The organism is Prevotella sp., assembly GCF_051059605.1.
Classification (GTDB): Bacteria; Bacteroidota; Bacteroidia; order Bacteroidales; family Bacteroidaceae; genus Prevotella.
This window is the reverse complement of record NZ_CP050883.1, coordinates 1,899,457-1,922,304: the sequence shown is the minus strand read 5'-3', so window position 1 is coordinate 1,922,304 and position 22,848 is coordinate 1,899,457. Positions and strand designations below refer to the sequence as shown.

The window sequence follows — 22,848 nt, the reverse complement described above, 5'->3', positions numbered from 1 at the left end:
ATGAAAACAAACAGATTTATTATATTGGTTTCTTTGGCGACTATGCTCGCAGCGTGTTCATCAGATAAGAAGAAGTATGACGCCACTGGTACTTTCGAAACGACAGAAGTTACTGTAGCTGCCGAACAGACAGGACGCATAATGGCTTTTGATATAACAGAAGGACAGAATATTGATTGCGGTAAGCAAGTAGGACTCATTGATACCGTACAGTTGCAGCTAAAGGCTATGCAGGTTGGAGTGACACGAGAAACTTTTGAAAATCAGAAACCTGACGTGCAGAAACAGATTGCAGCATTACGCCAACAGTTGGCTACTGCACAGAGAGAACAGCGTAGGTCTGCTGGTTTGGTTAGAGACGGAGCGGCAAACCAGAAGCAGTTGGATGATGCTAACTCGGCAGTGCTCGTCTTGCGTCGCCAGTTGGAAGCGCAGATATCTAGTTTGGGCAACAGTACCCGAAGTTTGTCTAGTCAGAGCAGTGCTACAGGAATAGAACGTTCACAAGTAATTGATCAATTGCGCAAATGCCATATCGTGGCTCCAATAAGTGGTGTTATACTAGAGAAATATGTAGAAAAAGGGGATTTTGCTACAGTAGGAAAACCTTTATTCAAGATAGCAGATATGAATAATGTTTATCTTCGCGCTTACATCACATCAGGACAACTTGAAAAGGTGAAAGTTGGTCAGAAAGTAAAGGTGTTCAGTGACTATGGAGACAACAAACGCAAAGAATATAATGGTACGGTTACATGGATTTCTGAACATTCAGAGTTCACTCCAAAGACGATACAGACAGATGATGAACGAGCTGACTTGGTTTATGCTGTTAAAATACTTGTCAGGAATGACGGCTATATTAAACTAGGCATGTATGGTGAAGTAAATTTCTAGACATAATAATTCAAAGCTTATCATGACAGCCATAGAAATAGATAAAGTCACCAAGCATTTTGGCAAGGTATGTGCACTTGACGATGTCTCGCTAAGTATAAATCAAGGAGAACTCTTTGGTATAATTGGTCCTGACGGAGCCGGTAAGACAACTCTTTTCCGCATACTTGCCACTTTGCTTGTTCCAGAAACAGGCGTAGCATCAGTTGATGGCTTTAATACCTTGACAATGATGCGCGACATCAGAAAGCGTGTGGGGTATATGCCTGGTAGGTTTTCGTTGTATCAAGACCTTACTGTAGAGGAAAATCTTAAGTTCTTTGCTACACTTTTCAACACAACAATAGAAGCAAACTATGATTCAATACGTGATATATATTCACAGATTGAACCGTTCAAAAATAGACGTGCTGGCGCTCTTTCTGGAGGAATGAAACAGAAACTAGCTCTTTGCTGTGCTCTTGTACATAAGCCAAATGTACTTTTCCTTGATGAACCAACTACAGGTGTAGATCCTGTTTCGCGCAAGGAATTCTGGCTTATACTTCAAAAGCTGCGCGATACAGGAATGACAATAATTGTGTCTACTCCATATCTTGATGAAGTGCGACAATGCGGTAGGATTGCTTTTATAAATAAAGGAAAGGTATGTGGGGTAGGTGCTCCTGATGAAATACTGAATGAATTTAAGGATGTATTCTGTCCGGAACCGTTATCGCATTCTGAAGAAGTAAAGCATTCAGAAGATAATGATGTGATTGTTGTTGATGGATTGTGCAAGACATTTGGTACATTCCATGCTGTAGACCATATATCCTTTAGGGTACATAGAGGTGAAATATTCGGATTTCTTGGAGCCAATGGAGCTGGAAAGACTACGGCAATGCGCATGTTAACAGGATTAAGTCAGCCTTCGGGCGGTAAAGCTACAGTAGGCGGTTATGATGTATCTACGCAATACGAGCAGATAAAAAAGCATATAGGTTACATGAGTCAGAAATTCTCTTTATATGAAGATCTTAAGGTTTGGGAAAATATACGCCTTTTTGCTGGCATATACGGCATGAACGATAAAGATATTGCACAAAAGACGGATTCTTTGCTCAGTCGTCTTGGTATGAGTGAACATAAAGATACTATCGTTAAGGAACTGCCGCTTGGATGGAAACAGAAGTTGGCTTTCTCGGTATCTATATTCCATAAACCCGAAGTTGTTTTCCTTGATGAACCAACAGGAGGTGTAGATCCGTCTACACGAAAGGAATTTTGGACATTGATTTACGAAGCTGCAGCCGAAGGCATCACAGTTTTCGTAACTACTCATTACATGGATGAGGCTGAATATTGTGACCGCATATCCATTATGGTAGACGGACAGATAAAGGCGCTTGGTACTCCATCGGAACTAAAACATCAGTTCGCCGTTACCGATATGGATAGTGTATTCACGATGTTAGCTAGAAAGGCACAACGAAAATCAGACTGATAATATGACAACATTCATATCATTTATAATAAAAGAGGCACGCCATATATTGCGTGACCGTCGCACACTACTAATACTTATCGGTATGCCGATAGTAATGATGTTTCTGTTTGGATTTGCCATCACCACAGAGGTGCGCAATGTGCGCATCGTGCTTGTTTCGTCTTCGATAGATAAGACTACTCAGAAAATAGCTAATCGCCTTGATGCATCTACATACTTCAATATCACGGCAATGGCTAGAAATACAGATGAGGCTAAGACGATGCTTGAAGGAAACAAGGCTGAAATGGCTATCGTATTCAGTCCTGATTTCGCCAGTCACATATATGATGGTGAGGCTAGGGTGCAAATTATTGCCGACTGTGCCGATCCTAATATGGCAATACAACAGAGTAATTATGCCAGTCAGATTATACTTTCTGAATTGACATCGGCTGGAGCATCCAACGGTAGTGCGTTGATAAAACTTATGTATAATCCACGCATGGAGAGTGCTTATAATTTTGTACCCGGAGTAATGGGAATGATTTTGATGATAATATGCGCAATGATGACTTCAATCAGTATTGTTCGCGAGAAGGAACGTGGCACGATGGAGATACTGCTTGTGTCGCCAGTTCGCCCAATACTTATTATTATAGCCAAGATGATACCATATCTTGTTCTCGGCATTGTAGACCTAATATTGATTCTAACTATATCATATTTTGTATTGCATGTGCCTATAGCTGGTAGTCTGTTATCTCTTTCGGCAGTATCTATATTGTTTATAATCGTAGCGTTGTCGCTAGGGCTCCTCATAAGTGTTCTTACTGAAACTCAGGTAGCAGCAATGTTAGCCTCTGGAATGATGCTTCTCATGCCTAGCATCTTAATGTCAGGAATGATATACCCTATAGAGAGTATGCCAGTCGTGTTGCAGTTTATTGCTCATCTTGTGCCTGCTTCATGGTTTATTTCTGCATGCAGAAAGATAATGATAATGGGCGTAAGCATCACAATGGTTTGGAAAGAAGTATGCGTTATGACAATTATGGCGGTATTGCTTCTCACCATTAGTCTCAAAAAGTTCAAGAAAAGATTAGAGTAGAATTATGATACTGAGATACCTCATAGAAAAAGAGTTCAAGCAGATACGTCGTAATGCGTTCCTGCCCAAAATGATTATAATGTTTCCCATTGTGATTATGCTTGTTATTCCTTGGATTACTAACTTGGAAATAAAAAACATTTCACTACTGGTAGTAGACAATGACCGAACAACTACATCGCAACGATTGGTACATGAGATGGAGGCTTCTAATTATTTCATCTTTAAAGGGATGTCTTCGTCTTACGATGAAGCCGTAAAGGAGATGGAAAAGGGAAATGCTGATATCATAGCGGTGATACCACAGCATTATTCACGCGATTTGGTAAATGCACGCCCAGCACATATACTTATTGCTTCCAACTCTGTAAATGGAACAAAGGGGAGTATGGGAGCGGCTTATCTGTCGAATATTGTAGTTCCCTCAACGGGTAAACTTCCGATATCTGTGCTCAATTTATTTAATACTTATCAGGATTATAAAGTGTTTATGATTCCTGCACTCATGGCAATACTACTTATTCTCTTTTGTGGTTTTATGCCTGCGCTCAACATTGTGGGGGAGAAGGAGGTTGGAACGATTGAACAGATAAATGTAACACCCGTAGGCAAGTTCTCGTTTATCATGGCAAAGATTATACCTTATTGGGTGATCGGACTTGTCGTGATGACAATATGCTTTATCCTTTCATGGGCAGTTTATGGTATCACGTCGGCAGGGCCGTTGGCGGTGATATATCTCTTAGCAATAATCATGGCACTTATTATGAGTTCGCTCGGACTTATCATATCCAATTATAGTAGCACAATGCAGCAGGCAATGCTGGTGATGTGGTTCTGCATGGTATGTTTTATCCTTTTAAGTGGACTGTTCACGCCAGTCCGCAGTATGCCTGATTGGGCTCAATATCTAACAGAAATAAATCCAATGCACTACTTTATCGATGCAATGCGTATCGTGTTTATTCGTGGTGGAAGTCTTTTCGAAATAATGCCTCAATTTATGGCTCTTATGTCCTTTTCAGCTGTTATGGGTACATGGGCAGTGGTGAGTTACAGAAAGAACAATTGATATATGATAACGTGAGTTAGATGAACTTAGTATAATGTTAATTGTCTATCAATATTTTTTTATTGTAGACACGCGAGGGATGGCGCTAAAACTTATTCCAATACATTTACTTAGCGACACATCCTTAATAAAGAGGGCTAATAAAAATATAAGCACCCGAGCATTTCAACTTGTTCGGGTGCTTTTTATAATAAGGACTTTTTATAGAGTAAAAAGCTCATTCACTGTTTTACCAAAGTATTTCGAAAGTTTTAGTGCTAGTTCTGTGCTAGGGATAAACTTGTTATTTTCTATAGCGAATATTGTTTGGCGGCTTACACCTATGGATTCTGCAAGCTCTTTTTGGGATATGTGTTTTATAGCTCGTTCTACTCTAATATTATTTTCCATCTTTTAGAGCATTAAGATTGTTTATAAACATAGTACCTTTAAAAAAAATCAAATAAGCTAGTGAAAGAGTATACACATTGTTGATCCCTCCTAAAATACTAATCATCTTTTGATAAAATGGTCCAACTTGATACATTATTGCATATCGTGAGAATGCAAGTTGACCCATTTCTGTGAGAAAATAAAATATCACAATGTACAGTATATATCGTGATCTAAGAGCCCTTATGTATTCATCTTCATGCTTCTCTTGAGAAATACAAATGGTCATGATACATAATATTGGTAAGGATGTAGTTAGTAAAACTATCAATGGAGTAAAGTCTATTGAGAAGATGGATATACTTTCCTTTATGAGTTGAAAATGATTTGTTACTAGAATAAAAATCCCAGACAGTAAAAACATGATCCATCCGAAATTCTGGAAGGAGTGTGGTAATAATAATTTTTTCTGTTTCATAATAATTCTTTGTGATTATTTGTAAGTTGATGCAAATGTAATGTATATTTTACATAAAGACAAGTATAGTTTACTTATTTAATATATTTTAATCTTTTAGAGCTTTGAAAAATCTTTTTGGAATAAGAATTCTTGCATTATCTGATCACAGAAAAATAGTAAAAGCATATTTTATACAAATAATAGTTTTCAGGAGGTTCATGTATGTGTTATGAGTAAATATAGGCAGATTTTATGGCTCTTATGTCCTTTTCTGTCGTTATGGGTACATGGGCAGTGGTGAGTTATAGGAAGAACAATTGATATATAACATATAATAAATAAATATTAAGAAATTCAGCGTGATTTTATTGATAAATTCACAAAAAGATACTACCTTTGCAGAAGACTATTTTAGCTGACATTATTTATTAATTGTATATTCATTATCATCATTCAGTATGAGCTTAAACGTTGAAAAAGGAAACAAGAAAAGAGTCGTTATTGTAGGTGGAGGTTTCGGTGGTTTAAAATTGGCTACCAGTCTGCGCCATTCAGGTATGCAGGTAATCTTGATAGACAAGAATAATTATCATCAGTTTCCACCACTGATCTATCAGGTGGCTTCTGCCGGTATGGAGCCTAGTTCAATATCTTTCCCATTTAGAAAGATATTCCAAGATCGTAAGGATTTCTATTTTCGCATGGCTGAAGTTAGAGCTGTGTTCACGGATAAAAAGATTATCCAGACATCAATAGGAAAGGTTGACTATGATTACCTAGTATTCGCAGCCGGAGCTACGACAAATTTTTATGGTAACAAGCATATTGCTGAAGAAGCAATGCCTATGAAGAATGTTGCCGAGGCTATGGGACTGCAAAATGCGATTCTTGCTAACCTTGAGCGTTCGATTACTTGTGCCAATAATGTTGAGCGTCAGGAATTACTCAATGTTGTTATCGTTGGCGGTGGAGCAACTGGTGTTGAGGTTGCCGGTGTACTTTCAGAGATGAAGCATACGATTTTGCCTCATGACTATCCAGATTTGGACAGCAGTCTGATGAATATATATCTTATTGAAGCAGGCAATCGCCTTCTTTCTGCCATGTCACCAGAATCTTCAGCTAAAGCAGAAGAGTTCTTGCGTAAAATGGGTGTAAACATATTGCTAAATAAGAAGGTTACTGATTATCGTGACCACAAGGTTGTGCTTGCTGACGGAAGCGAAATAGCTACTCGTACATTTATCTGGGTAAGTGGTATCGCTGGTGTTCAAATAGGCAATATGGATAAAGCTTTCTTAGGAAGAGGCAACCGTATTAAGGTTGATGAATATAATAGAGTTACAGGCATGGAAGACGTCTTTGCTATTGGTGATCAGTGTATCATGAGTGGTGATAAGGAATATCCTAATGGACATCCACAGTTGGCTCAGGTATCAATACAGCAGGGAAAGCTACTTTCAAAGAATCTTCGTCGTCTTGTTAAAGGCAAGAGTATGATGCCGTTCTCTTATAAGAATCTTGGCTCAATGGCTACTGTAGGAAGAAATAAAGCGGTTGCAGAATTCAGTAAGATAAAGCTTCAGGGATTTGTTGCATGGGTTTTGTGGCTTGTTGTTCACCTTCGCTCTATACTTGGTGTTCGCAATAAGGTTATCGTTTTGCTAAACTGGATATGGAACTATTTCAACTACAACCAGTCTCTGCGAATGATATTCTATCCAACGAAAGCTAAGGAAGTTATTGAAAGAGAGGCACGAGAGGCTGTTACTCATTTGGGTGAAGATTTACTGAAAGAGGAGAATTGTGAATAAAAAATGTGAATGTAACAAGTTGATAAAACTATTGTAGCATTTTTGTAACAACTATTTAATACTTTTGCAGCGTAAAAATATTAATTATTATAAAGTGATTAAAAAGAACAAGATGATGAACAATTCTTTTTTTAGCAAATTCGGTCCTAAAGAACCAAAGTTCTTTGACTATCTGAAACAGGTTTCTGAGATACTCTTGGCAGCATCTGAAATGTTACAAGGTGCTCTAGAATGCCAAACAGGCGAAGAACGCAAAGAATTCTTTCGTAAAATAAAAGAAAAGGAACGTTTAGGGGATGAATTGTCTCATAAAATTTTCGAAGAACTAAGTTCTTCTTTCATCACTCCTTTCGATCGTGAAGATATCCATCTTCTAGCAGACAAACTCGATGATGTTATTGATAGAATCAATAGTTGTGCGAAGCGTATAGCAATATACAATCCAAAGAAGAATAATCCTTATGAGAAGTCTTTGGGTGAAATCGTGAAGAAAGATGCTGAATGCATTAATGACGCAATGGAAGAACTTGGTTCTATTCGTAAGAACGCAGCAAAACTGAAACAGCATTGCAAGACCTTACACGATCTTGAAAATGAGGCTGATGATGTTTACGAAACTGCTATCATTAACTTGTTTGAGGAGGAGAAAGACGGAATCGAACTAATCAAGATGAAGGAAATCCTGAATGAACTTGAAAAGACTACTGATGCTGCAGAACACGTTGGTAAGATCTTAAGAACGATTATCGTAAAATATGCGTAATTGACGTAATAATATATAAGTATCCATGATATTACTTATCTCAATTATCATTTTGGCGTTGATGTTTGATTTCATCAATGGTTTCCATGATGCAGCCAACTCTATTACAACAATCGTTACAACGAAAGTGCTCACTCCGTTTCAGGCAGTTTTATGGGCAGCATTCTTCAATTTTGTGGCTTTCTTCATCTCGAAATATATAATAGGTGAATTTGGTATTGCAAATACAGTTTCAAAAACTGTTTATGAGCAATATATTTCGTTGCCAATAATTCTTGCAGGTGTTATCGGTGCTGTTATATGGAACTTGCTTACATGGTGGAAGGGTATTCCTTCTTCTTCTTCACATACTCTTATCGGTGGCTTTGCTGGTGCTGCAATTATGGCAAACGGCTTTCAGGCTATTCAGAGTTCTGTGATTATCAAGATTGCAGCATTTATTCTTTTGGCTCCATTTGTTGGTATGGTAATAGCGTTTTTTATATCAATGATAGTGCTGTATACCTGCCGAAAGATGAATCACACTAAGGCTGAGGCTTGGTTCAAACATCTTCAACTCGTATCTTCAGCCTTATTCAGTATTGGACATGGTTTGAATGACTCTCAGAAGGTAATGGGTATAATCGCTGCAGCGCTTGTTGCAGCTCATCCGCTTCATCTTGGTCTGGGAATACATTCAGTGGAGGATATTCCTGATTGGGTGGCTTTCTCTTGTTTCTTTGCAATTTCAGCTGGAACAATGTCAGGAGGTTGGAAAATCGTTAAGACGATGGGTACAAAGATTACAAAGGTAACTCCGTTTGAAGGAGTTGTCGCAGAGACATCTGGTGCCTTGACATTATTCCTTACAGAATATTTAAAGATTCCTGTTAGTACAACTCATACCATAGCTGGATCTATTATGGGAGTAGGAGCTACAAAGCGACTATCTGCTGTAAGATGGGGCGTTACAAAGGATTTGATGGTAGCATGGCTTCTCACCATTCCTGTAAGTGCTCTTCTAGGAGCGCTAGTTTATCTATTGGTGTCACTATTCTTGTGATTTTATACAGATAATAATCAAAACGTTACAAAAGAAAGTACTATGAATGTACAAGCTTTCTTTTGTAACGTTTTTCTTTTTATATCTGATAATATGATTGCATAATACTATTTAAATGTTTTAAATAGTTATTTTTTCTGATATGCAAACTATCGTTAAAAGCCTTGTAAATAATTAAATATACATGATTGACTTGTTGAAAATACTTTTTAAGAGTACAAAAATTGTACCTTTGTGCGAAAAATAAAAAGGATGACAGTTTTAACATTTACAATTATTTTAATCTGTTCGGCTTTCCTTGCCGGACTTCTTGGCTCGCTTACGGGCTTAGGTGGTGGAGTGGTAGTGATACCAGTATTGACACTTTGTTTTAATATTGATTTTCATTATGCCATCGGTGCAGCCCTTGTTGCTTCAATAGCTACATCTTCTGGTTCGGCCAGTGCCTATGTAAAAGAGGGTATAACAAATATTCGACTTGGAATGTTTTTAGAGATAGCCACTACTATTGGAGCTGTTGGTGGAGCGATTATTGCTCTCTGGATGCCAACAAATATTATAGCAGTTATCTTTGGTTTGGTATTGATTTTGACTTCTGCTATGCAAATGCGTAGAAAGGTTGACCATACAAATGTCGTGGGAAGCGAGTTAGCACGTAAACTAAAGCTATATGGTACTTATCCTACTAAAGATGGTGAGAAAAAATACGAACTTACAAATGTTGGTGGAGGATTCTCTGTAATGCTTGGTGCTGGAGTTCTTTCAGGTCTTCTTGGTATTGGTAGTGGTGCCTTGAAGGTGCTTGCTATGGATGCCGCAATGAAAGTTCCATTTAAAGTGAGCACAACAACGAGTAATTTTATGATAGGTGTTACGGCTGTTGCTTCAGCTGTTGTTTATATTCAGAGAGGATATATTGCTCCAGGAATAGCTTTCCCAATAATGATAGGTGTCTTGGGCGGTTCGCTTTTTGGCGCTCGACTATTGAAGAGGCTTGATGTAACCGTTTTGAGAAAGATATTTGTCTTTGCCATTCTGTTGGTTGCGATAAATATGATATATAATGGTATAATGGGTAAATTTTAAGAACTATGGAATTAATGAATGAAAATAAGAAGATGCAGCAGTTGATAGGTTCAACTCTGCGCATCGGTGTAATGACGGCATGTTGCATTGCCGTTCTCGGTGGAGCATATTATTTGATATGTCATGGTTCTGAACCAGTGCCTGATTATTATAAATTCCATGGCGAACCGTCATCATTGACTTCATTAAGTGGAATATTCGGTGGATTGCTTCATTTAAAGGCAGCAAATTGGATACAACTGGGAGTATTAGTTCTTATGCTTACTCCAATAACCAGAATCATACTTTCACTGTTTGACTTTGCGCATCAGCGTGATTGGCTATATGTGACCATAACGATGATAGTCTTTCTTGTAATATTGTCAAATTCACTTGGTGGAATATTATAAATATATTAATGCAGGAGTTTATTTCCTGCATTTTTTTATAAATACTTTTTATTAGTTTTAGCAGATCTGTTAGATAAACCAACCTATTATCTTTTCTTAGAAAGCAGCATATAGAACAAATAATACAAACGAACATACGAAATATAATGAGTTTTATAAGCGTGTATCCTATCTTTTAATTATCTATCAAGATCGTTTATATCGTATATTAATGTTGGAAGTACATTCCTTTTTAGATAAAAAATACGCCAAACTATTAGTTCATATTAGAAAATGTTGTATATTTGCTATTGAATTTAATTAATGGGTATGGCGTGTAACATTATTGTAACTATAATGAAATAGATATAAATAAACAAAGCCGTATCTTTGCAACATCACAAATAATAAAGACATGACAGAAAATAATTATCGTATTCTTGTTGTTGATGATGAACAGGACTTATGTGAAATTCTGAAGTTTAACTTAGAAACCGAAGGATATCAAGTGGAGACTGCTAACTCTGCCGAAGAGGCTTTGACTATGGATATAGCCGGTTTCGACTTGTTGTTGCTTGATGTGATGATGGGAGGCATCTCAGGCTTCTCTATGGCTAAGACTATAAAGAAAGAACCTGCAACTGCTAATATCCCAATAATATTCCTGACAGCTCGTGATACAGAAAACGACACTGTAACAGGATTTAATATCGGTGCCGATGACTATATATCTAAACCATTTTCAATTAGGGAAGTGATGGTAAGGGTACGTGCCGTTCTGCGAAGAACTGCTGATGATGGGGCGGCAACTGTAGAACAGAAGTTAATAAGTTATCAAGGACTAGAAATGAATCTCAGTAAAAAGACGGTTGCTATTGATGGAGAGGATATTCCTTTCACAAAAACCGAATTTGAACTTTTGCAACTACTTCTTGAAGAACGTGGACGAGTATTCTCTCGCCAGGAACTTATTGACCGCATTTGGCCAAAAGATGTATTAGTGCTCGATAGAACTGTTGACGTAAATATCACACGACTAAGAAAGAAGATTGGTAGATTCTCTAAATGTATAGTAACAAGGTTGGGATTTGGATATTATTTCGACTCATAAAGTTACCTTAATGAAATGTATAACATAGAAAAAGAATGAAGAGAATATCGGTAGGAACAAAGCTTCATCTGACTGTTATGTTTGTTTTTCTCTCTTTTGCCGTGGCTTTCACGCTGTTTCAGCATGTTAGAGAAAAGCAATACAAGATAGACAATCTTGAAATACGTCTACAAGCTTTTAACGAGAGCATGGATGATGCGTTGCACTATATCGGGAAATATGACGAAAAGACTCTTTCTGGATACGTAAAGAGAAATAAGATTCCTGGTCTTAGAGTGACTCTTATAAAGCCTGACGGAAAGGTCTTCTTTGATAATATACGGAAGGACTATGCCAACTTTAGCAACCATTCAAATAGAAAAGAAGTAAAAGCTGCTCTTAAATATGGTTCTGGTTCTGAAATAGACCGTACTAGTAGTACCCTAAAAAGACATTATTTCTATTCTGCTACATATTTTAAAAAAGACGGTTTCATCATACGCAGTGCGATGCCTTATGATAACAATCTTACTGAATCACTGAAAACAGATCAACATTACATCTGGTTCTCTCTTACTGCGATAGTTATTCTTACGTTAGTACTGTATAAGTTTACTGGTCCGCTTGGACGAAATATCACTAAACTACGCAGCTTCGCAAGTAAAGCTGACCATAATGAGAGTCTTGATACAGAAGATCTGATGGAGTTTCCTGGAGATGAATTAGGTGAGATAGCTGAGAAAATTATTAAGTTGTATAAGCGATTGCAGTCTACACGAAAGGAACAGAATATACTGAAACGACAGTTGACTCAAAATGTTGCGCATGAGCTGAAGACTCCTGTTGCAAGTATACAGGGATATTTGGAGACGATCCTAAATAATTCTAACATAAACGAGGAAACAAGATTGCAATTTATGCAGAGGTGTTATGCACAAAGTCAGAGGCTCACAGCATTATTGCAAGATATATCTACGCTGAACCGTATGGATGATGCTCCTCATTTGATAGACTTTACTAGTGTGAATATATCGCAGACGGTAAGGGATATTATTAAGGATACAGAATTGCAGCTAAGCGAAAAACAGATGAAGTTTAACAATCTATTGCCTGACAATATTGTTATCAATGGTAGTCAAAGTCTAGTATACAGCATATTTCGCAATCTTACAGATAATGCCATTGCCTATGCTGGAGTAGGGACAGAGATAACTTTGTCAGCAACTGATAATATAAACGAATGGCAGTTTATATTCAAAGATAATGGTATCGGTGTCAGGCATGAGCATTTGGCACGACTGTTTGAGCGTTTCTATCTGGTTGACAAAGGACGAAGTAGAAAGATGGGAGGTACAGGTCTAGGACTAGCTATAGTAAAGAATGCTGTGCTTCTTCATAAAGGAACGATAAAAGTAGAAAATAGAAAAGAGGGTGGGCTTATGTTTACTTTCTTCTTGAAAAAATAAGATAAAAAAGGCTGATGAAATTTCATCAGCCTTTATATTGATTATAGCGGTGCTGTAAAAAGGTAAGTCCTTATAAGCCAATAGCTGAGAATACCAGCAATATATCCGACAAAGGCTATCCAACTTACTTTCTTCATGTACCAACCAAAAGTTATTTTTTCCAATCCCATTACAACAACTCCGGCAGCACTTCCTATGATTAGTATGCTACCGCCAACTCCAGCACAATAAGCAAGAAGCTGCCAGAACAAACCGTCAACGGCAATATCGCCAGTAGGTGCTATTGGGTACATTCCCATACATCCTGCAACTAAAGGAACATTATCAACGATACTTGACACGACACCGATAATACCTGTTACTATATAGTGATTACCATGGAATGTGGTATTAAGAGTTGAACCAAGAGATGTGAGGATTCCAACTTCCTCAAGGCATGCTACAGCCATCAATATACCGAGGAAGAAAAGTATCGTAGTCATATCTATACGAGATAATAGATTGCTTACCCTTTTTTGGAATGTGACTTCGGAGTTTATTTTATGTAAACGGTGATAGAATATTTCTGTGATAGTCCAAAGCACACCAAGGACAAAGAGTATTCCAATAAATGGTGGAAGGTTTGTCAGTGACTTGAATACAGGAACAAACATCAGACCGCCTACACCAATGAAGAATATGACTTTGCGCTCTATGCTGGAGAAATCCAAAACTTCCCCTTCACGCTTGTCATAAGCAACGGTATTATTGTCTACTAGTTCACCTTTGAGCTGAGTTTGCAATATGAGTGCAGGAATAACAAGAGAAACAACTGAAGGTATAAATACTTCAGATATGATGCCAAGAGATGTTACGACTCCCTTATTCCACAACATGATAGTAGTGACATCGCCGATAGGGGAGAATGCTCCACCGGCATTGGCAGCTATTATTACTAGGGATGCATAGATTATGCGATCCTTATGCTCGTGAACTAACTTGCGTAAAATCATAATCATCACGATACTTGTGGTGAGGTTGTCGAGAATTGCCGAAAGAAAAAATGTCATAAAGGCTATTTTCCATAGCAATCCTCGCTTACTCTTAGTAAACATCCTACTTTGAACCCAATTGAATCCTCCATTCTGGTCGACAATCTCAACGATTGTCATTGCTCCCATAAGGAAGAATAAGGTAGTACTGGTGCTTCCTAAGTGCCGTTCAATTGCATTGCATGCTTCATTAACCAATTCATTACCAGTAAAGCCAGAAATGTAACTCCCTGGATTGACCATGAATAGTGCCCAACATGCAACAAACATGAGCAGCGCTACGGCTGCTTTGTTGACTTTTGTAATACTCTCAAGGGCTATAAAGAGATAGCCCAGAACGAATACTACAACAATAGCGATTGTTAAAGAACTCATTTTCCTAATTATTAATTTGCAGTTATGAGTAATTTGTTTTTTAGTTCACTGACAAAGGTAATGTAAATCGAAGATAATACAAAATAAATTTTATTTATTTTATTGTTAAGATGTGGTATGTCTTATTAATAAAGATACTTGAAATGAGTGGAAATGCAAAATTAAAAACAAATTTTCCTTTGCATTTACGTTCGTTTCTATTATCTTTGTAGCATGAATACTCCAAATACTGACAATGTAAAGATGAGCGAAAACATAATTATTGCGGATGCTGATTATGTGGATTCTGTAGCTTTCAACCTTATCGTAAATTTCGAGCGTATGATTGGGCGTGCCATTCCAAAAGCTGACCTTAGCCAATGGGCTGTTTGTGTCGCTCTTGATGGAGGTGTACGTGAGGGTAAAAACGATACTCAGATAGTACTTGTTCATGAGAAAAAAAATACATCCTTGGACAATTTCAAACCTTCTGATTATGAAAAGGATTTAAATTCGAAAGCTTTTAATGACGATAAACTCGGTGAGTTTACATTTACTTCAGTTGAAGTAGGCGATGTGGTGAATAAAGATGAGTATATTGAGAATGTACTCAAGACCGTACTACAACATGAGGAAGTGAAGAGAGTCATGATTATTCCTGATAGTGAAAAAAGTGATATCTGTTCTCAGATAAGAAGTTTACTGCGTAATGTGGAAGACGATAATAAACGAATAACGATGTTTGCTATGCAACCTATTGAAGGTGGTAATTTTCGTCAGGAGATATTGGGATATTCGTTGATGAATGCTCTTGGTATTCGTGCTAATGAAATCAATGGCAAATAAGCAGAATAAAAAATAAAAGATATAAATATGAGTAGAGTTTTAATGATTGGAGCCGGTGGCGTTGCTACAGTTGCGGCTTTTAAAATTGCCCAGAATACAGATGTATTTTCTGAGTTTATGATTGCTTCTCGTCGCAAGGCGAAATGCGACAAACTGGTTGAGTCTATTCACAAAGCTGGTCTGAACATGGATATCAAGACTGCTCAGGTGGATGCTGACGATGTTGAACAGTTGAAGACCCTCTTCAATAGTTTCAAACCCGAACTCGTAATTAATCTGGCTTTGCCTTATCAGGACCTTACTATTATGGATGCATGTCTGGCTTGTGGATGCAACTATCTTGATACAGCCAACTATGAACCAAAAGATGAGGCTCACTTTGAATATAGCTGGCAATGGGCTTATAAGGATAAATTTGAAAAAGCTGGACTGACCGCTATCCTTGGATGTGGTTTTGATCCTGGAGTAAGCGGAATATATACTGCTTATGCCGCAAAGCATCACTTCGATGAAATTCAATATCTTGACATCGTAGACTGTAATGCTGGAAATCATCACAAGGCTTTTGCAACAAACTTCAACCCAGAGATTAATATACGTGAGATTACACAGAAGGGACTGTATTATAAGGACGGAGAATGGATTGAAACAGATCCTTTGGCTGTTCATAAAGATCTTACATACCCTAACATTGGTCCACGTGATAGTTATCTTATGCATCACGAGGAACTTGAAAGTCTTGTAAAGAACTATCCTACTATCAAGCAGGCTCGCTTCTGGATGACTTTCGGTCAGCAGTATCTTAACTATCTTGACGTTATTCAGAATATCGGAATGTCACGTATCGACGAAGTTGAATATGAAGCACCTCTAGCAGATGGCTCAGGAAAGACTACTCGTGTGAAGATTGTTCCGTTGCAATTCCTTAAAGCAGTATTGCCTAATCCTCAGGAACTTGGTGAAAACTATGAGGGGGAGACCAGTATAGGTTGTCGCATACGTGGTATCAAAGATGGAAAAGAACATACATATTATGTTTACAACAATTGTAAGCATCATGAGGCATACAAGGAAACAGGTATGCAGGGTGTGAGCTACACAACTGGTGTTCCTGCAATGATAGGCGCAATGATGTTTATAAAAGGTATCTGGAAAAAAGCTGGTGTGTGGAATGTAGAGGACTTTGATCCAGATCCATTCATGGAACAGCTAAATAAGCAGGGACTTCCTTGGCATGAGGAGTTTGATGGTGATTTGGAATTATAATCAAATTTAAATAAAATAGTCTACCTTATATCATATTAAGGTAGACTTCAATACTATATAATTATGGCAAAAGAAACAGATCAGGCTGCAGCTCAAAGCGATAAACTGAAAGCTTTGCAGGCAGCTATGTCTAAAATAGAAAAAGATTTCGGCAAAGGTTCCATCATGAGAATGGGGGACGAAAAAGTCGAAAATGTAGATGTTATTCCAACAGGTAGCATTGGACTAAACGCTGCTCTTGGTGTTGGTGGTTATCCTCGCGGACGTGTTATAGAAATCTATGGCCCAGAATCTTCTGGTAAGACGACTCTTGCCATTCACGCTATCGCAGAAGCACAAAAGCAGGGTGGTATTGCTGCATTTATAGATGCTGAGCATGCCTTTGACCGATTCTATGCACAGAAGTTGGGTGTTGATGTGGATAATCTATGGGTTAGCCAACCAGATAACGGAGAGCAGGCTTTGCAGATTGCTGATGAACTTATCCGTTCAAGTGCTGTTGATATTCTAGTTATAGACTCAGTTGCCGCTCTTACTCCTAAGAAGGAAATAGAGGGTGATATGGGTGATAATGTTGTTGGTCTTCAGGCTCGACTTATGAGTCAGGCTTTGCGTAAGCTCACTTCTACAATCAGCAAGACAAACACTTGTTGTGTATTTATCAATCAGTTGCGTGAAAAGATTGGTGTTATGTTTGGAAATCCAGAAACTACAACTGGTGGTAACGCATTGAAGTTCTATAGCAGTGTTCGCCTTGATATACGTCGTGTTACAAGTATCAAAGATGGTGATCAGGTTGTAGGTAATCAGGTGCGTGTTAAGGTTGTTAAGAATAAGGTTGCTCCTCCTTTCCGTAAGACTGAATTTGAAATTACTTTCGGTGAAGGTATCAGTAAGGTCGGTGAGATTGTTGACTTGGGCGTAGAATATGGCGTTATTCAGAAAAGCGGTAGCTGGTTCAGCTATAACGGCTCTAAACTAGCTCAGGGACGTGATGCAACGAAAAATTTACTGAAGGATAATCCTGAATTATGTGATGAACTTGAAGGACTTATCATGCAGGGAATAGAAAACAAGAAGTAATATCTGCTTGCTTTAGATATAATAGAAAATGGGATTTGAATCATTATTCAAATCCCATTTTCTTATTTATACATGCTTAATAGCTGGTCTGTTTAACCATTTACCACGCACGAGGCGTATCAGGAATAATATTCCACGCGCTGTTAGTTCTGTTGCCATGGCATACCATACACCTTTTAAGCCATATCTTGAAGCTAATACGTATGCCATCGTTAGACGTATGCCCCACATGGTACATAAATTTATGAGCACGGGCTTGAATGTATCGCCTGCACCAACACAGACGCTGTAAGTAACAATACTTGCCGCAAAGAAAGGTTCAGCGAAAGCCTCAATGCGAAGACATTGTATACCAAGATTTTGTATAGAGTCTACACTAGATAGAATAGACATCATCTCTGGAGCAAATATATACATGATAATTCCCATGAATGCCATTACTGCCATTCCAAGTCCTACTGTCATGTGGGCAAAACTCTTGCAAAGATCTTTTCGTCCTGCGCCGAATGTTTGACCAACTAAAGTACTTGCTGCATCGCCGATACCATATCCTGGCATATAACATAGACTTTCTACTGTTATAGCGAAAGAGTTGGCTGCGATTGCGATGTTACCCAATGGTGCAACAATCATGGTACTTATAACTTGAGCACCACTCATGAGCATAGCCTGCAAAGCTATAGGTCCACTTATCTTTGCTGCATTGCGTACGTAGTCCCAATTCCAATAGAATTTCATCTTATCCAGATGAAGTGCCAAAATCTTACTTTTGCGAGTTGCTTGCCATACCATAGGAAGTACTGTAACAACATAAGCCATAAGCGTACCCAATGCGGCTCCCGCAACTCCTAATTTAAATATATAGATGAATATGTAGTTGAATGCCACATCAAGTAAACACATTGCGACAGAAAGTATACTTGGGATCTTCATGTTGCCTGATGATTTCAGCATGGATGAAGACATAAAGTATAGAAGCACAAATGGTAATGCGAATGAATATATGAGGAAGTAGGCTGATGAATTTCCTGCGATATCAGAACCGCCACCTAACCAATATGGTAAATGAGTGTGTATTGCTATTCCAATACCCATCATCAGCAGACTGAAAATTAATCCGCATATCAATGCATGACGAAACACTTGGCGAGCCTTGAAGAAGTCGTTGGCACCAATAAAGTGTGCTACTTGAACTGAAAAGCCCGTAGATAAAGCGCCAAGCATGCTGCCCATGAGCCATGTGGTACTTTCTATAATACCAATGCTTGCTGAAGCTTCTGCACCAAGATGTCCAACCATTGCTGCATCTATGAAAAACATCATTACAGATGTTATCTGTGCCAACATAGAAGGTATACTCAATCCTATAATAAGATTGAGCTTCTCTCGTTGGGTCATAGGGTTGCCATTCCTGATCTTTGCTAATAAAGCGTCGCTTTTTCTGTTGCTTAACATAAATATCTATTGAAACTGCAAAATTACGGTAAATACATTGAATTTCAAAATTATAGTTTGTTTTTAAACTACCACTATTACAGAAATGCACAAAAAAAACGATCCCATGTCTTTGGAATCGTCACTCTCAAATTTATACTAATACTATTGTCTTCTCTATATAATCTGTTATCCGTATCTGAAGCAATCTTTATTTACCCCTAAAAAACTTATACACTAATTGTAACATAATGAAATGCCTTATAATAGGCTTTTACTAATACCTTTTCCTGAATTCTCTTTACCTTAACCAATACCTAGCGTTATCCTTAATCAAATGACCTTGTCTTTTGACACTGCAAAGATAGTAACTATAAATCATTTGATCATGTTTTTGTATCTTTTTGTTCTTAAAGAACGAGTATTCTTGATATACATCAAGAAATGTGTCCGCACACAATGTTAATTGTATGGTGTTTTACATTGTCTTATGTTCTTATTTATGATTCATTTGTGTACCGTCAAATATGAATTATGATAGAAATGGGGGGTGATGTACGTGTAGGCACGCGCATACATAGGGTTTTGAAAAATATAAGCGTCTAAATGTCAACTTAATGAATATCAATATTTTATCGACGAAATTCTCTAAATAAAGTGACGGTGATTTGACGGTCTAATTTCAATTTTTGAATGCGTTTCTATATAGAAACGGAAACGTTTTCACGTAGAAACGCAAACTTTTCTACGATGTTTTGCCTCCTATTGCTTCGTAAAACGCAGTGCATTCCTTCGTAAAACGGACTGTAAAACATCGTAAAACGCATCAAATTACTTCGCAAAGTACAATGTAATATGAGGGAAAATTCCCCCCATATTTTACCGACGAATAGCCGACACTTCATTCGACCCGAAAAGTATTCTAACAAATTGAGGCTCAACGAATAGACACTTCGACACTTATTTTTACGAAAAACCCAGAGTGTGCGCATACGTACGCACGTGTATTATGATGTGCAGTCCCAAGTATTCAAAACTTTGGCTAACAGTCTAATCTAAATCTGATTGCATGGACAAAAATTTTGCAGTATCTTTGCCGAGAATTTAGTGGAATTCGGCAGAATAGTTAAACAAGCTTGAAAATTCTGTTCCTATTTACTGTGTCTCTTTAAACATCCTCAGTTCCTCAGATGCAGCCAACGGTTCTTTGACAAATTTACTTATTGAATACATTTCATCCTTAAAACAATACAAGTTGATATAGCTAAATCCTGAAAGCCATGTTTTGTTTTCCCCTCTGTTTATAGGCTTTGTGAGAGAAAACCGTAGCTCTGTAGCTAAAAAGTATGAAAAAAATCAACCTGTTCAATTGAGAATATAATAATAATTGATTTTAATTTAAATACAGCTTAGTCTCGTTTTTTATCGGGATCGTAATTTTTTTGTATTATAAAAAAGCGGTGACCTACTTATTGTAAGTCACCGCTATATACCTTATTATATATTATATATCAAAAAATCTTTTTATTTATCTATCCAGGTGTTATCTGTAGCCTTAGCTTTGAAAGTAGGGACAGTTACGCCAACATGATAATAGCTCACTAGCGTAATATCAAATACGAGGGTAGAGTACCCTGGAATACCTGTAGTACCGGTTGAACCATAGCCCAACTGATATGGAATATAAACTTTCCATCTGTCGCCAACATGCATACTCTGCAATGCGGTGGCAAAACCGTCAACAACATTGCTAACAGCAAACTTTGCCGGTACGTTTGTTGAGGCATTATATTCATCAGTATTCCAGCTCTTGTCGAATACGTATCCTTCCGAATAGCTTGTAGAAGGTAGCAGACGGCCTTCATAATGCACGCGTACAGAGTCGGTGTATATCGGACTTGTAGTACCTGTACCCTTAGTTATCACTTGGGCCACGATGTAATCTTCAGGATTATTATGAATACTATCCTGATAAGACCATTTTTTAATGACCTTCCATGAATCACTGCCTGATGCTACATACTTTACAGCCTCAGCATAAGTGCTGTTGAATTTGCTTTCGTTTGTAGCTTGCCAGTTAGGATACTCCTCTACAGTGTTGCTATTTTCGCTACATGATGACAATCCTGCGATTGACATTACTAGCAGCATGATATATAATATATGATATTTTTTCATTAGTCTATATTAAGTTTCTTAAGAAGATTTGTAATGCTTACGCGATCTTCCATTAATGAACGGAGATTATCAATGTCAACACGTTCTTGTTCCATTGTGTCACGATAACGCAAAGTAACTTTGTGATCAATTGGTGTGTTATGGTCTACTGTTACACAGAAAGGAGTACCAACAGCATCCTGACGGCGGTAACGCTTACCGATAGAATCCTTAGGATCGCCATAGTGGGTGTTGAAGTGGAATTTAAGATCATCAACAATCTTCTGAGCCAATTCTGGCAGACCGTCTTTCTTGTCAAGTGGGAATACTGCACACTTAACAGGAGCCAATGCCTCTGGCAACTTCAATACAACGCGTGTCTCTCCATTCTCAAGTTGCTCCTCTGTATAGCTGTGACAAAGGATAGATAGGAACATACGGTCTACACCAATAGATGTCTCAACATCATACGGAGTGTAGCTTTCGTTCTTTTCTGGATCGAAATACTTAATCTGTCGACCGCTGAACTTCTCGTGCTGGCTTAAGTCAAAGTTTGTACGAGAGTGGATACCTTCAACTTCCTTGAAACCGAAAGGCATCTTGAATTCTATATCTGTAGCTGCATTAGCGTAGTGAGCTAGCTTTTCATGATCATGAAAACGATAGCTTCCTTCACCCATACCAAGAGCCTCATGCCATGCAAGACGATGCTTCTTCCAATACTCAAACCATTTCATTTCTGTTCCTGGCTGGCAGAAGAACTGCATTTCCATTTGTTCGAACTCACGCATACGGAATACGAACTGACGTGCAACAATCTCATTTCTGAAAGCCTTACCTATCTGTGCAATACCGAAAGGTAGTTTCATACGACCTGTCTTCTGTACATTAAGATAGTTTACAAATATTCCCTGTGCAGTTTCTGGACGAAGGTATATTTTGTTTGCTTGGTCACTGAGTGAACCGATTTCTGTAGAGAACATCAAATTGAATTGACGTACGTCTGTCCAGTTCTTTGTTCCGCTTATAGGGTCTACAATTTCCTCATCAAGTATAATCTGCTTCAAAGCTTCAAGGTCTGGACCTTGCATAGCTTCTGCATATCTAGCATGAAGTTCATCGCGCTTCTTCAAGTTCTCTATTAGGCGAGGATTAGTCTCACGGAATTGAGCCTCGTCAAAAGATTCGCCGAAACGTTTCTTTGCCTTCGCAACTTCCTTCTCGATTTTTTCTTCGTATTTTCCAATCTGGTCCTCGATAAGGTTATCGGCACGATAACGCTTCTTTGAGTCGCGGTTGTCTATCAATGGATCGTTGAAAGCATCAACATGGCCGCTTGCCTTCCAAACGGTAGGATGCATAAAAATACTGGCATCGATACCGACGATATTGCTATGAAGCAATACCATACTCTTCCACCAGTATTCCTTAATATTATTCTTAAGCTCAACACCATTCTGACCATAGTCATAAACAGCTGCTAGTCCGTCATAAATTTCACTGCTTGGGAAGACGAAGCCATATTCTTTACAATGACTTACAATCTTCTTGAATACATCTTCTTGTGCCATAATTACTAAGTGTTCAAATTTTTGTGCAAAGATACAATATTTATAATAAAAAAAGCCCTATTTAATTATTAATTTAGTTCTACTTTAAGGATAAATA

19 protein-coding genes are annotated in these 22,848 nt (G+C 38.0%); 14 read left to right on the top strand and 5 right to left on the bottom strand.

From position 1 onward, the window contains the following. The 4 genes from HEQ28_RS07675 to HEQ28_RS07660 are packed head-to-tail and all read left to right on the top strand — an operon-like array spanning nucleotide 1 to nucleotide 4,548. The gene (locus tag HEQ28_RS07675) at nucleotides 1–897 is read left to right on the top strand and encodes an HlyD family secretion protein (protein ID WP_434501683.1); all 897 of its coding nucleotides are present in this window, start codon (nucleotides 1–3) and stop codon (nucleotides 895–897) included. 22 nt (nucleotides 898–919) lie between these two features. After that, the gene (locus tag HEQ28_RS07670) at nucleotides 920–2,383 is read left to right on the top strand and encodes an ATP-binding cassette domain-containing protein (protein ID WP_434501682.1); all 1,464 of its coding nucleotides are present in this window, start codon (nucleotides 920–922) and stop codon (nucleotides 2,381–2,383) included. A gap of 4 nt (nucleotides 2,384–2,387) precedes the next feature. Then, complete coding sequence (locus tag HEQ28_RS07665; protein WP_434501681.1) at nucleotides 2,388–3,476, top strand: ABC transporter permease; 1,089 nt, start codon at nucleotides 2,388–2,390, stop codon at nucleotides 3,474–3,476. Between the two features lie 4 nt (nucleotides 3,477–3,480). Further along, on the top strand, nucleotides 3,481–4,548 hold the full coding sequence (locus HEQ28_RS07660) for an ABC transporter permease (RefSeq protein WP_434501680.1): 1,068 nt from the start codon (nucleotides 3,481–3,483) through the stop codon (nucleotides 4,546–4,548). Nucleotides 4,549–4,749: 201 nt separating this feature from the next. Here the strand turns inward: HEQ28_RS07660 and HEQ28_RS07655 are convergent, their stop codons facing one another. Then, nucleotides 4,750–4,938 carry a helix-turn-helix transcriptional regulator gene (locus HEQ28_RS07655; RefSeq protein WP_434501679.1) on the bottom strand — a complete coding sequence of 63 codons (189 nt, stop codon included), beginning with the start codon at nucleotides 4,936–4,938 and terminating at the stop codon, nucleotides 4,750–4,752. A gap of 900 nt (nucleotides 4,939–5,838) precedes the next feature. Here HEQ28_RS07655 and HEQ28_RS07650 point away from each other — a divergent pair. From HEQ28_RS07650 to HEQ28_RS07620, 7 genes are all read left to right on the top strand, one after another. Further along, complete coding sequence (locus tag HEQ28_RS07650; protein WP_434501678.1) at nucleotides 5,839–7,194, top strand: NAD(P)/FAD-dependent oxidoreductase; 1,356 nt, start codon at nucleotides 5,839–5,841, stop codon at nucleotides 7,192–7,194. A 115-nt stretch (nucleotides 7,195–7,309) separates the two neighbouring features. Then, nucleotides 7,310–7,957: a DUF47 domain-containing protein gene (locus HEQ28_RS07645; protein ID WP_434504435.1), complete on the top strand. Its 648-nt coding sequence runs from the start codon at nucleotides 7,310–7,312 to the stop codon at nucleotides 7,955–7,957. Nucleotides 7,958–7,982: 25 nt separating this feature from the next. After that, a complete protein-coding gene (locus HEQ28_RS07640) occupies nucleotides 7,983–8,999 on the top strand; it encodes an inorganic phosphate transporter (RefSeq protein WP_434501677.1) in 1,017 nt (338 codons plus the stop codon). Nucleotides 9,000–9,251: 252 nt separating this feature from the next. Beyond that, nucleotides 9,252–10,085, top strand: coding sequence for a sulfite exporter TauE/SafE family protein (locus tag HEQ28_RS07635; protein WP_018464458.1), 834 nt, complete (start codon nucleotides 9,252–9,254; stop codon nucleotides 10,083–10,085). Nucleotides 10,086–10,090: 5 nt separating this feature from the next. Beyond that, nucleotides 10,091–10,474, top strand: a complete 384-nt coding sequence (locus HEQ28_RS07630) for a DUF1634 domain-containing protein (protein ID WP_434501676.1) — start codon at nucleotides 10,091–10,093, stop codon at nucleotides 10,472–10,474. 394 nt (nucleotides 10,475–10,868) lie between these two features. Beyond that, nucleotides 10,869–11,564 (top strand): response regulator, encoded by a 696-nt coding sequence (locus tag HEQ28_RS07625; RefSeq protein ID WP_434501675.1) that lies wholly within the window; start codon nucleotides 10,869–10,871, stop codon nucleotides 11,562–11,564. 35 nt (nucleotides 11,565–11,599) lie between these two features. After that, nucleotides 11,600–13,009: a sensor histidine kinase gene (locus tag HEQ28_RS07620; protein ID WP_434501674.1), complete on the top strand. Its 1,410-nt coding sequence runs from the start codon at nucleotides 11,600–11,602 to the stop codon at nucleotides 13,007–13,009. Between the two features lie 41 nt (nucleotides 13,010–13,050). Here the strand turns inward: HEQ28_RS07620 and nhaD are convergent, their stop codons facing one another. Then, on the bottom strand, nucleotides 13,051–14,415 hold the full coding sequence (gene nhaD, locus HEQ28_RS07615; protein WP_434501673.1) for a sodium:proton antiporter NhaD: 1,365 nt from the start codon (nucleotides 14,413–14,415) through the stop codon (nucleotides 13,051–13,053). Nucleotides 14,416–14,628: 213 nt separating this feature from the next. Between nhaD and HEQ28_RS07610 the strand changes: the two genes are divergently transcribed. The 3 genes from HEQ28_RS07610 to recA all read left to right on the top strand — a co-directional run bounded on the left by HEQ28_RS07610 (nucleotide 14,629) and on the right by recA (nucleotide 17,589). Further along, a complete protein-coding gene (locus HEQ28_RS07610) occupies nucleotides 14,629–15,240 on the top strand; it encodes a DUF6621 family protein (protein WP_207154921.1) in 612 nt (203 codons plus the stop codon). A gap of 27 nt (nucleotides 15,241–15,267) precedes the next feature. Beyond that, the gene (locus HEQ28_RS07605) at nucleotides 15,268–16,506 is read left to right on the top strand and encodes a saccharopine dehydrogenase family protein (RefSeq protein WP_434501672.1); all 1,239 of its coding nucleotides are present in this window, start codon (nucleotides 15,268–15,270) and stop codon (nucleotides 16,504–16,506) included. Nucleotides 16,507–16,569: 63 nt separating this feature from the next. Continuing rightward, nucleotides 16,570–17,589 carry a recombinase RecA gene (gene recA / locus HEQ28_RS07600; protein WP_207154917.1) on the top strand — a complete coding sequence of 340 codons (1,020 nt, stop codon included), beginning with the start codon at nucleotides 16,570–16,572 and terminating at the stop codon, nucleotides 17,587–17,589. Between the two features lie 66 nt (nucleotides 17,590–17,655). Here the strand turns inward: recA and HEQ28_RS07595 are convergent, their stop codons facing one another. The 3 genes from HEQ28_RS07595 to HEQ28_RS07585 all read right to left on the bottom strand — a co-directional run bounded on the left by HEQ28_RS07595 (nucleotide 17,656) and on the right by HEQ28_RS07585 (nucleotide 22,751). Next, nucleotides 17,656–19,044: an MATE family efflux transporter gene (locus HEQ28_RS07595; RefSeq protein WP_434501671.1), complete on the bottom strand. Its 1,389-nt coding sequence runs from the start codon at nucleotides 19,042–19,044 to the stop codon at nucleotides 17,656–17,658. A 1,503-nt stretch (nucleotides 19,045–20,547) separates the two neighbouring features. Next, on the bottom strand, nucleotides 20,548–21,201 hold the full coding sequence (locus tag HEQ28_RS07590; RefSeq protein ID WP_434501670.1) for an FKBP-type peptidyl-prolyl cis-trans isomerase: 654 nt from the start codon (nucleotides 21,199–21,201) through the stop codon (nucleotides 20,548–20,550). Beyond that, nucleotides 21,201–22,751: a glycine--tRNA ligase gene (locus HEQ28_RS07585; RefSeq protein ID WP_434501669.1), complete on the bottom strand. Its 1,551-nt coding sequence runs from the start codon at nucleotides 22,749–22,751 to the stop codon at nucleotides 21,201–21,203. Before HEQ28_RS07585 ends, HEQ28_RS07590 begins: the two co-directional genes overlap by 1 nt. Between the last annotated feature and the right edge of the window lie 97 nt (nucleotides 22,752–22,848).

What these genes read in the sequence shown, in the direction of transcription:
- HEQ28_RS07675 (WP_434501683.1), top strand. Translation starts at nt 1, where the DNA reads ATGAAAACAAACAGATTTATTATATTGGTTTCTTTGGCGACTATGCTC.
- HEQ28_RS07670 (WP_434501682.1), top strand. Translation starts at nt 920, where the DNA reads ATGACAGCCATAGAAATAGATAAAGTCACCAAGCATTTTGGCAAGGTA.
- HEQ28_RS07665 (WP_434501681.1), top strand. Translation starts at nt 2,388, where the DNA reads ATGACAACATTCATATCATTTATAATAAAAGAGGCACGCCATATATTG.
- HEQ28_RS07660 (WP_434501680.1), top strand. Translation starts at nt 3,481, where the DNA reads ATGATACTGAGATACCTCATAGAAAAAGAGTTCAAGCAGATACGTCGT.
- HEQ28_RS07655 (WP_434501679.1), bottom strand. Translation starts at nt 4,938, where the DNA reads ATGGAAAATAATATTAGAGTAGAACGAGCTATAAAACACATATCCCAA.
- HEQ28_RS07650 (WP_434501678.1), top strand. Translation starts at nt 5,839, where the DNA reads ATGAGCTTAAACGTTGAAAAAGGAAACAAGAAAAGAGTCGTTATTGTA.
- HEQ28_RS07645 (WP_434504435.1), top strand. Translation starts at nt 7,310, where the DNA reads ATGAACAATTCTTTTTTTAGCAAATTCGGTCCTAAAGAACCAAAGTTC.
- HEQ28_RS07640 (WP_434501677.1), top strand. Translation starts at nt 7,983, where the DNA reads ATGATATTACTTATCTCAATTATCATTTTGGCGTTGATGTTTGATTTC.
- HEQ28_RS07635 (WP_018464458.1), top strand. Translation starts at nt 9,252, where the DNA reads ATGACAGTTTTAACATTTACAATTATTTTAATCTGTTCGGCTTTCCTT.
- HEQ28_RS07630 (WP_434501676.1), top strand. Translation starts at nt 10,091, where the DNA reads ATGGAATTAATGAATGAAAATAAGAAGATGCAGCAGTTGATAGGTTCA.
- HEQ28_RS07625 (WP_434501675.1), top strand. Translation starts at nt 10,869, where the DNA reads ATGACAGAAAATAATTATCGTATTCTTGTTGTTGATGATGAACAGGAC.
- HEQ28_RS07620 (WP_434501674.1), top strand. Translation starts at nt 11,600, where the DNA reads ATGAAGAGAATATCGGTAGGAACAAAGCTTCATCTGACTGTTATGTTT.
- nhaD (WP_434501673.1), bottom strand. Translation starts at nt 14,415, where the DNA reads ATGAGTTCTTTAACAATCGCTATTGTTGTAGTATTCGTTCTGGGCTAT.
- HEQ28_RS07610 (WP_207154921.1), top strand. Translation starts at nt 14,629, where the DNA reads ATGAATACTCCAAATACTGACAATGTAAAGATGAGCGAAAACATAATT.
- HEQ28_RS07605 (WP_434501672.1), top strand. Translation starts at nt 15,268, where the DNA reads ATGAGTAGAGTTTTAATGATTGGAGCCGGTGGCGTTGCTACAGTTGCG.
- recA (WP_207154917.1), top strand. Translation starts at nt 16,570, where the DNA reads ATGGCAAAAGAAACAGATCAGGCTGCAGCTCAAAGCGATAAACTGAAA.
- HEQ28_RS07595 (WP_434501671.1), bottom strand. Translation starts at nt 19,044, where the DNA reads ATGTTAAGCAACAGAAAAAGCGACGCTTTATTAGCAAAGATCAGGAAT.
- HEQ28_RS07590 (WP_434501670.1), bottom strand. Translation starts at nt 21,201, where the DNA reads ATGAAAAAATATCATATATTATATATCATGCTGCTAGTAATGTCAATC.
- HEQ28_RS07585 (WP_434501669.1), bottom strand. Translation starts at nt 22,751, where the DNA reads ATGGCACAAGAAGATGTATTCAAGAAGATTGTAAGTCATTGTAAAGAA.